The sequence below is a fragment of the Sphingobacterium puteale genome (genome assembly GCF_050986225.1).
Lineage (GTDB): Bacteria > Bacteroidota > Bacteroidia > Sphingobacteriales > Sphingobacteriaceae > Sphingobacterium > Sphingobacterium puteale.
The window spans coordinates 491,942-505,977 of the sequence record NZ_CP158959.1 but is presented as its reverse complement, the minus strand read 5'-3'; the positions used below and the strand labels follow the sequence as shown (position 1 = coordinate 505,977).

Annotated in this window: 8 protein-coding genes; all 8 read right to left on the bottom strand. The window is 41.3% G+C overall.

Annotated features, from left to right (window positions below; translation table 11 throughout):
• Positions 1–8: 8 nt before the first annotated feature.
• The 8 genes from ABTV71_RS01965 to ABTV71_RS01930 all read right to left on the bottom strand — a co-directional run bounded on the left by ABTV71_RS01965 (position 9) and on the right by ABTV71_RS01930 (position 13,865).
• Positions 9–1,625 carry a DUF5008 domain-containing protein gene (locus tag ABTV71_RS01965; RefSeq protein ID WP_433902125.1) on the bottom strand — a complete coding sequence of 539 codons (1,617 nt, stop codon included), beginning with the start codon at positions 1,623–1,625 and terminating at the stop codon, positions 9–11.
• A gap of 30 nt (positions 1,626–1,655) precedes the next feature.
• Positions 1,656–2,420: a fasciclin domain-containing protein gene (locus tag ABTV71_RS01960; protein WP_433902124.1), complete on the bottom strand. Its 765-nt coding sequence runs from the start codon at positions 2,418–2,420 to the stop codon at positions 1,656–1,658.
• A gap of 13 nt (positions 2,421–2,433) precedes the next feature.
• Positions 2,434–3,981, bottom strand: a complete 1,548-nt coding sequence (locus ABTV71_RS01955; protein WP_433902123.1) for a RagB/SusD family nutrient uptake outer membrane protein — start codon at positions 3,979–3,981, stop codon at positions 2,434–2,436.
• Between the two features lie 12 nt (positions 3,982–3,993).
• The gene (locus tag ABTV71_RS01950) at positions 3,994–7,152 is read right to left on the bottom strand and encodes a SusC/RagA family TonB-linked outer membrane protein (RefSeq protein WP_433902122.1); all 3,159 of its coding nucleotides are present in this window, start codon (positions 7,150–7,152) and stop codon (positions 3,994–3,996) included.
• 11 nt (positions 7,153–7,163) lie between these two features.
• Complete coding sequence (locus ABTV71_RS01945) at positions 7,164–8,180, bottom strand: DUF5007 domain-containing protein (protein WP_433902121.1); 1,017 nt, start codon at positions 8,178–8,180, stop codon at positions 7,164–7,166.
• A gap of 121 nt (positions 8,181–8,301) precedes the next feature.
• Complete coding sequence (locus ABTV71_RS01940; RefSeq protein WP_433902120.1) at positions 8,302–9,408, bottom strand: fasciclin domain-containing protein; 1,107 nt, start codon at positions 9,406–9,408, stop codon at positions 8,302–8,304.
• Positions 9,409–9,421: 13 nt separating this feature from the next.
• Positions 9,422–10,936, bottom strand: coding sequence for a RagB/SusD family nutrient uptake outer membrane protein (locus tag ABTV71_RS01935; protein WP_433902119.1), 1,515 nt, complete (start codon positions 10,934–10,936; stop codon positions 9,422–9,424).
• Between the two features lie 10 nt (positions 10,937–10,946).
• On the bottom strand, positions 10,947–13,865 hold the full coding sequence (locus tag ABTV71_RS01930) for a SusC/RagA family TonB-linked outer membrane protein (protein WP_433902118.1): 2,919 nt from the start codon (positions 13,863–13,865) through the stop codon (positions 10,947–10,949).
• Positions 13,866–14,036 lie beyond the last annotated feature (171 nt).

Genomic DNA, 14,036 nt, shown 5'->3' with positions numbered 1-14,036 from the left:
TATTTAGGTTATTGTTCCAATTTAATTCGAATCAGATTATTGACTTGCTCATTATTAAATCGGCTGAAGGACCCCATGATCAACAAAGCACGTTTGCCATCTTCTGTTCTTGTCTCCACCGCTTTATTCACGTACCCAGAAAAATATCCCGAGGTATTATAAGCCGCATTGAGCTCTCCGGTTGGATTTAAAATCATAAAACCATTGCGGGCAATATTGTTATATCGCACAAAATCACCAGCAACAACAATTAGACCGTCGTCCAACTGTACCGCGTAGGAAGGGTTACCTCCATCAAATATTTTGGGTTGAAAAGACGTGTCCAGTGTGCCATTCGCGTTCAACATCATGATCTTGACACTCGTTGCTCCATTATACTTACTAAACGCCCCAACGACGATATATTTATTCGTTACACTATTGTAAGTAACTGAATTTACATTGTAATCTGCACCTGTTCCCCCGGCATTAAATGTTGGATCCAGCGTTCCATTTGCATTCAACCTTGTAATATAACCTTTTGCTTCACCATCGAAACGGTTGAAAGTTCCATACACTAAAATTTTTCCTTTCTGTGCACCTATCGGATGATAAACCGTATTTACCGCTCCATTACCCCCGGTAAATGCTTTACCATCTGATCCAAATCGAAATGTTTTGTCCAGGCTACCATCAAGATTCATTCGCGCAACATGTCTAATCTCCGTACTATCCAAGATAACCGTATCCCTTGTTTCCAATTTGTTAGGCTTTCCATAAGTCCGGTGGATATAATATCGGAAATTTCCAGTCGCTAGGACCTTTCCTTCAGATTCATAAATATTACCCACATTGCCATCAAAACCGCCATTAAATGTCGGATAATATTTTAAGGTATCCTGCTGACCGGGCCTCCGGAATGGCTTTATCCCCATTGTATCAATGGCTCCAGTCAAATAGATACGCGTCAGATTGCTGATGTCGGCATTTCGTTGACCATAACCAGAGAATGAACCCGCCAAATAGTAATAGTTGCCTAATTTCAGGATGCTGTTCAATGAATTGTTAGCTCCGGTACCTATACGGAAGCTTGCGTCATAAGTACCATCTGCAAATGTTCTTACTAATCGATTGATCGGCCGTATGGAGCCTTTGTTATTATAATTGGTAAATGATCCCGCAAAGATCATTTTGCCATCCTCCAGGAAGAGCACATCCGAAACCGTATTGTTTGTCCCCACCCCGACTTGAAATGTAGCATCCAAAGCAACATTTCCCAACACAGTAAACTGTGGTCCAAAAAACACAATGTCATCTATAGTAACCGAAAGCACACCAGTACTTGCAAATGGGGGAACTTTTAGCTTCACATGATCCGCAGTCAACTCGACAACTTCCGCCTTTTCCCCATTAAATCTGATAACGGCCTTATCTTTATATTTATCCAATCCCTTTATCCGCATCACGGTCTCGGCACCAGTTTTCCCGGATTCAGGTTGCATCTTATCCGTTGGGTTTATTTCGATATCCAGTGGCGGTAAGCCCTCTTCATAGGGCGCCGAAAAAGTCTTATTGTCCTTGTTACATCCAAATAATAATGGAATAAAGAATAATAAAGCAATATATTTCCACGTCGTTCTGTACATAACTTTCATAATTTATTTCACAACTGGTTTTTAACGTTTACTTTCCAAAATATCAGCGATAATCTCTCCCGATCTATAACCGAAATCAGCTTTTGTATAATCAATCACATGCACAACACCATTGTCAGGTTGTATATCCGAAGAAGCGATAGGGCAAGTCCACCACTCCATAGGTCTACTGATATCCGGGATATAAGAAATATGAAGCTGACGATAGCCCATATACTTTAGCCTGGTGATGTTATTTTTATCCGAATCATTGATCGCATCGTTGTATACCACTCCAATATTAGACACAGTATTTCCCAAGGAGGTATAGTTTTGGCCTTTAAATACATTCAGCAAGTCAAGATCAAGCTGTGGGTAATCCATCAACTTGCGTTTGCCATTGAACATATAGCGCAATAGATATTTTCGCCAGATGGTACTGTCAACGTCTGCCAATGTTTTTACCGTATCCCGCCCAAGAAGATACAACAGCATATTCACCCCGGATGCACCCCGCTGGGCATTGCCTTTCGCCAGACCAATTAATTTTCGGACACTCTCATCTCTGGGAGCGAAAAAAGTAAACTCTTTGGTCTGAAAATCATTTTCCAGTCCCGCAAGCCGAATAATCTGTGCGATGGAATCAAATTCCCTTGGTTTTGAATCTAAATATTCCATGATTGAGCCATCGAACTTTGCCTGAGCTAAACCACCATCTTCGTAATAATCATCTTTTTTACAGGATCCCATACTCAAGAGCAATGCGGTGATCATAAAAATGTAGCCTCTAATTTTAAATCTTCTCATAATACACATAGATTTAGTTTCCGCCAGTCCAATAACTATTTAACACGATCTTAGAATTGAAATTCTTCGCTGAAGGATCCAGCGGCCAGGTCCATGCACGACGATTGTATTGGTCAATTGTCATCGGTGTCATGGTCCACTGTGGATTTAATATCCGTTTTGTTCTGATTAGGTCAAAATACCGCATACCTTCACCAATTAATTCACGGCAGCGCTCCTCGAAAATAAAATTCTTAAGATCGGTTCCACCACCTGAATAACGGGTTGCTTCGGCACGGTCCCGAACGATATTGAGTACAGCAATAGCTTCGGCTTCCCTTGACGTCCCAAGATTGGCTAAGGCCTCCGCCTCCAGCAGAAGAGCATCGGCATAGCGAAATATCATAAAAGTGTTGTCGGGGTTAGAATCTTCGTTGCCAGAAGCAAAGACGTTGGCCGCGAATTTTTTAAGTACAAACTGGCCATTATCGGCATACATATCCTCATACCAGAGTTCCTTCCGCTTATCCGCGGGTCCATTAAGCGGGTAGATACGGTACATAAAAACAGATGAATAATATGCGATACTAAATTGCTGGTTGTATCGGGGAAATTTATAGGGCCATCGCAGGAAATGATCCCAAAGCGGTGCATAAGCATTATTTTGATCGCCGTAGTTAATGGTCCGATAAAACTCAAAAAGGGATTCTTCTGTTCGTCCTTTGGAGACTTTTGCCCAATTTTCCGGTGTTAAAGCATAAAGGTAATGAACGCCACTTGTTCTCAGCTCCTTGCCCAATGCTGCCACACTTTCATAATATTTTGTTGCATTAGGTGAATCAAAATTGGCATTCCACATTTTCATATGCATCAACAGTGCAATAATACTACCGCGGCTCGCCCTTGCACCACGCTGCGACGCGTCACCAAACGACCAAGGCATGATATCTTTGACAGATTCCAAATCCAAAATACATTTACTGATCACAGAAACCATGTCTTCACGTGCCAGCTGTTTAGCAAAGTAGGCTTCCGTATAGTAGACCACATCACCATATAGGCGGACCATCCAAAAATAGCTGAAACAACGCATAAAAGTCGCCTCTGCTTTGTAACGGTCTTTGTCTGCCGCCGATAACCCCGGAATTCCTTCCTCCAGTTTAGCAATCAAAATGTTGCAGCTCTGAATAACCTTGTAATAGGTATCCCAGCTCGACACCTTGTACATGGCATAACCACTGGAGCGCCCGCCGGACAAGGTATTGACATAAACGGCATTCATATTGTTCGTTCCAAGATCCCTCAGAATCATACGATCATTTGATGAAGTGGGCGAAGGGAAAATCTCGCCAGATCTGGCCTCTCCTATTGCGCCCATTACCCAAGACTCATTTATCTTCTCAAAAAATTGACTGTATATGCGCGCGATATTTGCCTCTACATCTTCTTTTGACTGATAAAAGTTATTTCCTGTAAGCCGATCAATGGGTTCGACCGTCAAAAATTTCTTACAGCCAACGGTCAATATGACGCATAGGCTTAAAACAAATGCGATTCTTGTAAAATTTCTTTTAATTTTCATAACACCTAGCGATTAGAAATCTATATTAACACCTACACTATATTGCCTTGGAACAGGATATCCACCTGAAGCGTCCCTTCCCATACTACTCACGTTTTCCGGGTTCGGTCCACTGTATTTTGACAAGGTAGCGACGTTTTCAGCCGTTACATATACCCTTAAACGTTCCAGACCGTAGCGTCTAACTGCGTTTTTCGTAAACATATAGGACAGGGTAACACTGTTGAATTTGAAATAGGATCCATCTTCCGCCCATAAACTTTGGTCCATGCGAAATGGATCGATACTCGAATAACGTTTAAAATCGTAGGCATATGGATACTTCGCGATATCTCCCGGCTTCATCCACATATTAATGTCGTCCAACGGAACGACAGCCTGACTTCCATAAGGATCATTCATTAGACGCAGCCGCTCCGCAAGCGCATTATTTAAGATCGTACGTTTAGCTGTGTATGAGCCATACACATTTAAGCCAAACGTTCCTAAAGTCTCATGGTTATAATTTAAATTCAATTGTAGACCTCCAGTGATGAGCGGCTGAGAATTACCTGTTCTCGCATAATCGTTTTCATCTAAAATATAGTTGCCATCTAGATCGGCAAAAATCGGGTCTCCTGCCTGAAATTCTGTCCCATTAGCCATGCGATACCGGCGGCCTGACACAGGGTCCACAGGAACATCCGCATCGGTACTATAAACACCCTGGTTTAATAACATGTAATTTGACATGGTCGATGTCCCTACTCTAAAAACAATATGCTGTCTCAGGTCATTAGTATAATCCCAGCGAACAAATTGACCGCCATAATGTTCTGGCAATTTGAGCAATACATCCCGGTTAAAGGCACCATTTACACCGACGGACATGGTAAAGCGACCTTCGGTAAATGGTCGATACATCACAGCGAGCTCATGGCCATAGTTAGCAATAGCGGCTGAATTGCTGTTCACTTTGTCAAAGCCCAATGAGGTAGATAACTTCTCCTCAAACAAGATATTATCTACTTTCTTGTAATAAGTATCATAGGTCAGTTCAAACCGGTTATTGAAGAACGCCATGTCCAAACCCAGGTTATATTGACTGGTGGTTGTCGGTTTTAAATCTGGATTAGGAATCTGTTCGTAATTGATTCCGATACCGATTTTATCATTATACCCGCCTGTAATATCATATTTTCCATAAACCCGTTCCAAGGTACTATTAGGCATAACGTTTACCCCCCAGCTGGTGCGGATCGACAATAAGTTGATCCAGTCCACTTCTTTTAAAAAGTCTTCATGGTAAGCATTCCAACGGAACCCAACGGCGGGGTTTTTGGTGTATAGATTTCCAAAACCATTTTGTGATGAACCGTCCATACGGTAAGAAAGATCCACAACATATTTTTTCATATAATCATAGGTACCGGCAATTGCAAAAGACAATCCACGCTCCTTTCCGAAACCTCGGCGCAGCAATCCACCGCCTTTAGAAAAGTAACCATCAAACCCTAGTGGTCCTTCAAATTGATCATTCGGTGTACGCGCCTGCAATGCCGCATTTGCTTGCTTTTCCAACGTACGGATCTCATTGAACAGATTGAAAAACACCGTATGCTTTTCTTTAAACGTCCGGCTATAGTTAATGGAGTTCCGGTTATATAATGAATTGTATCGTCCATAATAAGCATAAACCTGCGCAAACTGACCGTTTGCTTCCGCCGGAGTAAATGTACTTTCGTTGTCGGACGTAGATTCATAACTTACCGTCGTGGTTGCCCGTAAACCCGGAATAAATTCATACGATGCTTCGATAAAAGGTTTTATCGATTTAGAAGAGTTATCATTCCTTGTTTTTAGCGCTGAATTATACCCCGAAGAGGCTAAGTAAAACGAAGGGCCAGGCAATAGAGTTGAAGCCATACCATTTTTTGCCACGCCGGACTGCAAAATCCCTAATCCATCACCTTTACTCTTTGACCCGAGCGAAGCATTGACCTGAGCCGTGAATCTAAACTTCTCATTTGGATAATACTCAAATCGCATATTGGCCATGTAACGGTCAAAACCCGTATTTTTTATAATTCCGTTTTCATTATAATAATTTAAGTTGGCTTTATAATTTAACTTTTGATTCCCCCCGTCTATTGCAACGTTATGGGTCTGATTATAGGTTGTCGCATAGAATAAATCCTGCCAATTGGTCGAATTGTTAAAATAAGCATTTAAGCTATCCGAAAGTATGGGTGTTTGTGATATTCGATCCCAGTCATCCTGCGATAGTGCATTACCATAAATTTGCAATAACTTAAGCCTACGCTCGAGATTACCACCCAAAGTTTCTCTTAATTTTGGTGGTGTTTTCAGGAAGAAGTTTCCTGTATAACGTACACGGGGCACTTCTGAATTTCCACGTTTTGTGTTAATAATGATAACACCATAAGCTGCCAATGAACCATATAAAGAAGTTGCTTGTGCATCTTTCAATACCTCTATATTTTCTATGTCCTCGGGAGGTATGAGTGATAGGGGGCTAATACCGGGTCCCTGTTGACTGAGGCCGAGCTCATTGGCACGATCCGCATCCATCGGCACCCCATCGATCACATACAAAGGCGAAGTCGGTGTCAAGAATGACTGATCTCCCGAACCTGTGACACTAATTGTTGAAAGCCCCCGAATCTGTGTAGACCCTCTAAATCCTGGAGCACCTGTATTCACCTGTACATTCAAACCCGCAACTTTACCCTGGAGTAGATTCTCCACATTTGCCGCCGGAATATCTTGAAGCTCTTTTCCACTGATTTTGGTCGAGGCTCCCGTTGTTGTTTCCCGAGGTCGCTTAACATAACCACGAACAACAACTTCATCCATCTGATTATCCAATTCTTTCATGCGTATGCTGACATTGCGGTCTGCACGTATGGTGATTGAAACGCCGTCGTAACCGATCAGTCTAAACGAAATGGATGATCCCGAGACCGCAGTTACACTAAATGCGCCCGATGAATTTGTGGATGTTACCTCTCGCGCTGTTTTTCCGTAACGCACCGTTACTCCGCTCAATACCCGTCCTTTCTCATCAGTCACTTTCCCCGACATAATGATCGCTTGTGCAGATACCTCCAACGACATGAACATGCACAATATCAAGAGAACACAACTATTATAAATTATCTTTAATCGCATAACTATTTCTATTATTCGTTATCAAATCGTGGATTCTCTCTTTGGAAATGAAAAACAATTTCCCAGTCTCCTTTTGTAAATAATTTAAAATTCAATCCGAAACCGGCTGTAATCAACGTCCCTCCGAATCCTCTTCTGGAATAACTAAAATCTACCTTTGCGCTTCCGCCATTTGTATATTTAGTCGGGTAATTTGTCAGGGGAATGGGATAGGCGACGTCATATTGAACATAACTCTCCGTTTTTTTCATGTTAAAACCATGTATCAGTTCGTTCCAATTTGTTTCGTTGAAATTATCGGGGTTGATCGGATTTTTATCTTTGTTTAAAAAAACAAATCTTAAATTATGACCATTTCCACCCGTAAAAGGGCGTATGTAAACCACTAGATCTTTAAACTCATCGTTGGTTCGTAACAATTGGTTACTGGATTCTCCATAAATATTACTCATATAGGAAGGCCAGATATAGCTTTGCTTCTTGGGATTTTTAGGATCCTTAGGGTCAGGTGCTATCTCACCATTATACGGATTTTTATCCGAATAGGGTTCATAATCCTGTACTCGCCATGGTAGGATCATAAAATCTTTAACAATGGTAGTCCCCCCTGAATTGGAAACTTTAAGATCGAAATAGCGAACATTTTGCACCAGATCAATACTATCTTTGGCCCTCGGCGCGATCAGCTCATTCGTTGAAGAGTTCCATAAAATAAATGTCCCTGTTGAATCGACCTCAAAGAGTGGTCTGTTGACCTGTTTTCTTTTGGCTTCGATTTCTGCGAGGTTTTTCTCCGTTCCATCGTACCGCGAAATCCACTCATAGACGGGTTTTACCTGAAAAAGATCCGTATAAGGTCTTCCATCGCCGTAACGCGGATTGACAATTTCAAACTTTAACGGCGTTGTCGAATGGTCTGTATTCACTATCCCCATACGTGTGGTTCGTCCTAAAATGGGATAGAAGGATTTCCCGTCGTAAGTCAGATTTACACTTAAAAATTCCTTCTCTTCGGGCAAATTATACATCTTTTTACACCCATTTAAGCCTGCGCACATTAAAACAAGTAGACTACCATAAAAACATAGTCCCTTGTCCAGTATTCTGTATTTTTTAAAAATTCTCATTGCTTAGACATTCTTAAATTGGTTATTGATTTCGGTTCATTGTCCAGTCTGCAAGTTGGAAATCACTGCCCCCATACATGCGCGCGATATTCAAACGATAGATTTTATATGCTCTGGTATTGGTAAAAAAGAATACCCTTAACTGGAAACGCTCATCAAAAGCTTCATCTTTTTTGGTGTCTAGAAGATCCCATTTGGAAGTCTCTTCGTTCCATCCCTGTAAGGTCCAATCGGTGGGATCCCGCTGCTGAATGTCATTCGCTGACCGAAGCGTATAGCTGTTTGCAGCAACCGCAACTGGAAAATCCCATTGGATATAAAATTGTCCGGGGCTTGACAGGAAGAATTTGGTCTCTGGATTGCCATCGAATACATACTTGGATGCTTCCACAGCATTCGGACCTCCAGATGCTTCTTTTGATGCGGATCCTGCTCCGCCAATTGTTTTAAATAAATTTTCAGGTGGTGGGATATAGATAATCTGACTGACAAATTTATTAAAACCGAAAACATGGTCAGAATTAAGCACATGGACCACCGCATTATCTGTCTGGATATTTAGCGAACTTGTTTCCGTCGTCACCCAATTGCGATTAAATACGGATCTTCTTGTGTCGGAGAAATCAACTATTGTCGGGCCTCCATTCATATATCCCGATGAGGCCTGTCTATTAAGACCGATGTGCATGGGGTAACCGTAGCGTATTCCCAACACATCCTTCCCGTCTTGATTTGTGAGTGAATCACTGGAAATCCTTCCCTGGATAATGTACTGGCACATCAGCGAATCCAGTATTTCATATTTCACAGAATTTAAATACTGGGCCGGTTTGTCGGACACATTCAATGTATTATTCAGGTTCTGAACCGCCAATTGGAAGTTAGCATTTGTCAGTGCAAACAAAGTGACTGTACTATCTTGCAGTTTCTTTTGCAGTCCGATCCGGTCGATAACTTTAACCAAGGAATCATATACCCCAGGCTTACTTTTCAGATAACTATATAAATTACCCTTATAAACAGGTTCCTTAGCCATGGGCGAATAGTAACCTTTATCTTTGGCACAGGCGTACAACAGAGATGTAACTGCCAATGCGAATATGCACCGTATAAATAAGTTCTTTTTCATAGCTGTTACTTCTTTACTTCCAATAAGCATTTTGTTCTATTAACTTATTCTGCGAGAGGATTTCCTTTGCGATCGGCCAGTAAATTCCATCTTCGGCAATCAGTTGTGCCAATTTCGGATTGTCATGTTTGATCTTCTCACGGCGGATCATATCATACCAACGATGCCCCTCTCCCATCAGTTCCCGTTTCCGCTCCAAAAAGATCGCGTCAACCAAATCACCATTGGCAGTTTCGGTGTATGCTTTAAGGCCTCTTCTTTCCCGAATTTCATCTAACAGCTCGATAGCGGCCGATTTTTCACCAAGTACAGCCAAGGACTCCGCCCGCAAAAGAGCCATATCCTCCAAGCGGGTTAAAATTGTCGCACTTGTAAAAATCCGAAAAGTGGGATCAGAAGTCCCCCCCATAATACATTTGATCTTACTGAAAATCGGGTATTTACCATTGAAATTCCGGAAGTAGACTTCCGTGTTCGGATTGCCCAGGGTATCTATGCTGAAACGCTGATCTTTTTTCTCACTGAATGTCTTTAAAATCGTCTCTTTAGGCATGTAGATATCGGGCACAGATTTATTCACTACAGGCGCAGCCAGTGTAAGTTCCTCAATATGGCCTGTAAATGAAGCTTCGACATGTGCCCAGATATAGGGGAAGGAAAACATCTGTTCGGACCGTTTTTCAAAGAAAAAACCATTGCCATCTGTCAGGAAAGAAGACGATAAATAATAAGCTCCTCCTTTTGAATAATTATCCATCACAAATTTGGTGTAAGATGCGACATCAGCATAATTCGCTTGCCAGGCAGCCAAATGGGCTAAGATCGCATAAGCGGAAAGCTTCCGGACCAATGCACCATTCCACCGGGAAGAGTTTTCATTATAATAATTCCCAATCTGTTGTTCATCGCCAGTACTATAGGAATAAGGCAGCAGTTGCGCCGCGTCATACATTTCTTTTTCGATCCAGGCGTAGAGCTTTAAACGATCTTCGCGAGGTTTATTTTCAAAATTTCCATCATGGGAATTTAAAATCAATGGGACATCACCCCAGATACGTACCATATTAAAATAGGCATAGGCACGTAAAAATCTCGCCTGGGCAACATCTACTACCAGGTTATTTTCGGTATAGCGCAGATCTTTTGTCCGTACTTCCGGAGCGCGTTCCATAAATATATTGGCGGCATTGACCACCGCAAACCAGCGCCGCCAGTTGGATAATGCATTTAGCGATTCATAATTCGCTTTAAGATCATTTTTTATAATGGCTTTCAGGTCTTGTCGATTTGGACTTTCAAAATCACCGGACCGTACATCTCCGTAAAGCCAGTATCCGTTGTTATCGTCCAATGCGGCCTTGGTTAAACCATAGATCCCCATCAGCCCAGCACGCGTATCTTCCAAAGCATTCCACATATTTTCTTCTTTGACCGTCCGCGAAGAATCTATATCAAGCATTTTCTTGCACCCGCCAAGGGCTAGCAAGAAAATTGGTAACACACGAATAATGAAATAATATCTTTTCATGTCTATTCTTTTAAAAATCAACTTTAATACCTAAGGTGTAAATTCGGGGAATGCGCAATTTGGACCCAATATCGTAACCCGTATAATCTACAATCTCGGGATCCACACCACTATAAGATGTTATGGTTGCGACATTATTCGCAGAAACATAGGCATAGGCATTTTTAATGCGCTGTGTACGTCCACCGAGCAAAGCCGTCAGATTATAGCCCAAAGTGATTGCGCGAATCTTTAAAAAAGAAGCGTTCTCCAAGAACAGATCCTGATCGGCCTGATAAGCGATGACCGAACTCCAAGGGTTATACAACGGATATTTACTATAATCGCCTCTTTTCTCCCAATAGGTAATCTCTTTGACCGCATCCAACTTCCGGGCACCTTCATTATTAATAAAATCAAAACGATTTGCCATCTCTTGATTAATGAGCTCACGGCCAATATTGTAGTACATATTGATGCCTAGATCCCACTTCCCAAATACAAAGTTGTTGTACCAATTTCCAAAAATGGCCGGTAGACGATGGCCCTGCAAAGTTCTATCATCATCATTTATGGTATTGTCGCCATTTTGATCTTTCCAAATGGGATCACCTGCTCGCAACTGAATAGCATTATAGGTCATTCCCGATGGCACTTCCGCATCTGTCTTGTAAATCCCTTCATTGGAAAGAAGCCAATATTGATCCAGTGACTTCCCAACTTCCAATAAATTATTCCCGATAACCAATCGATCAAGTCCATTTGGCAATGCTTTAAGTTTGTTTCGATTGTGAGACACATTAAGTGCCGTAGACCATTTAAATGTTTTGGATTGGATCGGATCAAGCCCAACTGTTAATTCCGCCCCGGCATTTTGAACATCCATTCCTGCGGAATAACTTGATTTGTATCCGTACTCACTAAAAGAAGGGATATTGATCAGTTGGTTTTTAGTCTGTTTCAGGTATAGATCCAAGGAGACATGAAAGTTCTTTTTTTCGATTGCATAGTCAAGACCTAAATTGCCCTGATCAGTGTAGGCCCAGGGAATATTATAACCTACCCATCCCGATTCGTAAGGTCGCACCAGTCCCGCGATCGCATTATAGCCAGCAATCAACTGATTGCCTGTAAAGCCCATTTGAGCGACATAGTTAGGTCCCTGTGCAAAATCATCAAATACATTGTTTATTCCAATACGTCCCAGGCTCAATCGAGCTGTCAGGTCTTTCAGGCTTCTATTTGTATTGAAATAACTGTTTTTGATATTCCAATTTACGGAAAGCGATGGTGTAAACAGCCATCTTGCATCGGGCTGAGCGTTAGAGGATCCATCGGATCTCAGCAGTAAAGAGACATCAACCTTTTTGTCATAATTATAGGTTGCCTTTCCATAAAAAGAGACTAAATTATGGCGGATACGATCTAAAAATTTAAAAATAAGCGCCTTAGGGTACGCCGTAGCTTCCAAATAATTAGAAGCATTCATATCATCTTCCAAAAGATTCACTTTAATAAAATCATTTACTCCTTTGTAAGCGTAAGCATAATTGTAGCGGTACGTATCCCATTGCAAGCTATTTCCGATCAATAGATTCAAGTTATTTTTAGTATCAATTTTCCAGTCATAATAAGCTTTGTTATCAAATACAGCACGTTGATTATAACCATAATAATTGGATGCAAAATTATTGGATTCCATTAGCTTGCTATGATAAAATTGATCCCGGTAACCTTCATTATAGTCGACCATACCGGTGGAAAGAAAATGAAAATTGCCAAAATCGAACTGTAGTTTACCATAGCCCTGTACAATATTTGACTTGTTGTTGTCAAATCCTTTTTTGTAAAAGCCCAAGTACTCATTATAGACGTCCTTATTAGGAGACAATGGAGCCGATAAATCGGGGAAATAGGCTAACTGCGCAAAACGATCTCTCAGATTTAAGTTTCTGTTACGATCAAGTCTAGTGAGATTCGCCTGCATGGAGAATGTCAACCAAGTCAGTGGCCGCATATTCAACCCAAATAAGGCGTAATACTTATTTAGTTTTACTTTCTCCGAAATACCCTTATCCTGAGTCGATCCGGCTGCAAATTGAAAATTTGCCCGTGGGCCACCACCAGAAAGGTTGGCATTTAAATTATATACCAAACCATTGTTATAATAGGAATCACTCCAATCCGACTTACCAAAGTAATTCATATTGAGTGAATCACTTAGATATACTGGATAAGAATCACCATCGTCATATTTACCATTCGATGTATACAAATCATAAAATTGCCTTCTGAATTTATTCTCGTAGTCACCGTTGATAGTCGTCACTTGTGGACGTTGTGCCACCCCTGTATACATATTGACGGCTATACGATTGGTTTTATCGGATTGGTATTCTTTCGTTTGGACGACAATTGCTCCATTGGCAGCATTAGGCCCGTACATGGCTATTGCTGCAACATCTTTAAGGATCTCAATAGACTTGACCATATCGATATTGATATTGGCCAAGAGATTTGTTGCCGGACCAATTCTTTCAAGGTCATAGGTTTGTACAGCATAAGCGAATGGATGCTCTCCCACCAATGGAATGCCATCAATCACAACTAATGGCTGATTTTGAAAAACATCGATGTCAGAAAGCAATGGTCTAGAAATACCACGAAAATACATGGGCTGTTTAGTTCCAGGTTCGCCAGAGGGTTCGGTTACATAAAGTCCCGTATTGTTCCCTTTTAAATACTGCTGAAGGGAGGTGTAAGGTAACAAGCCTTGCTTCTTGATTTCAATCGGATTGACCTGACTAACTTTGGTCTGAAATATGGAGTCTAATTTTACAGCTCCAATCTGAAGCTTAAGACTATCCGAAGGAGTCAATTGCTTATTGTCCTGACCAGAAACAAGAGAACAGCAAGCACAGGACCATCCCAAGACAACGAGTCCACTCAAACACCTCTTTTTAATCATGTACATAAGAATGATATATAATTAGGTTATTTTACTTTTCTAGTTTAAATTGGTTATAGCACCCCTGAATCAGGGGCCAATTGTGTATAGGGTCTTCGAGACAAGAAAATTGGCTTATTCTTTCTCAAAACACGTTATGCAGTATCAAATAGA

Bases quoted from the DNA above. Each gene is read 5' to 3' on its own strand.
- ABTV71_RS01965 (WP_433902125.1), bottom strand. From the start codon at position 1,625: ATGTACAGAACGACGTGGAAATATATTGCTTTATTATTCTTTATTCCA.
- ABTV71_RS01960 (WP_433902124.1), bottom strand. From the start codon at position 2,420: ATGAGAAGATTTAAAATTAGAGGCTACATTTTTATGATCACCGCATTG.
- ABTV71_RS01955 (WP_433902123.1), bottom strand. From the start codon at position 3,981: ATGAAAATTAAAAGAAATTTTACAAGAATCGCATTTGTTTTAAGCCTA.
- ABTV71_RS01950 (WP_433902122.1), bottom strand. From the start codon at position 7,152: ATGCGATTAAAGATAATTTATAATAGTTGTGTTCTCTTGATATTGTGC.
- ABTV71_RS01945 (WP_433902121.1), bottom strand. From the start codon at position 8,180: ATGTATAATTTGCCCGAAGAGAAGGAATTTTTAAGTGTAAATCTGACT.
- ABTV71_RS01940 (WP_433902120.1), bottom strand. From the start codon at position 9,408: ATGAAAAAGAACTTATTTATACGGTGCATATTCGCATTGGCAGTTACA.
- ABTV71_RS01935 (WP_433902119.1), bottom strand. From the start codon at position 10,936: ATGAAAAGATATTATTTCATTATTCGTGTGTTACCAATTTTCTTGCTA.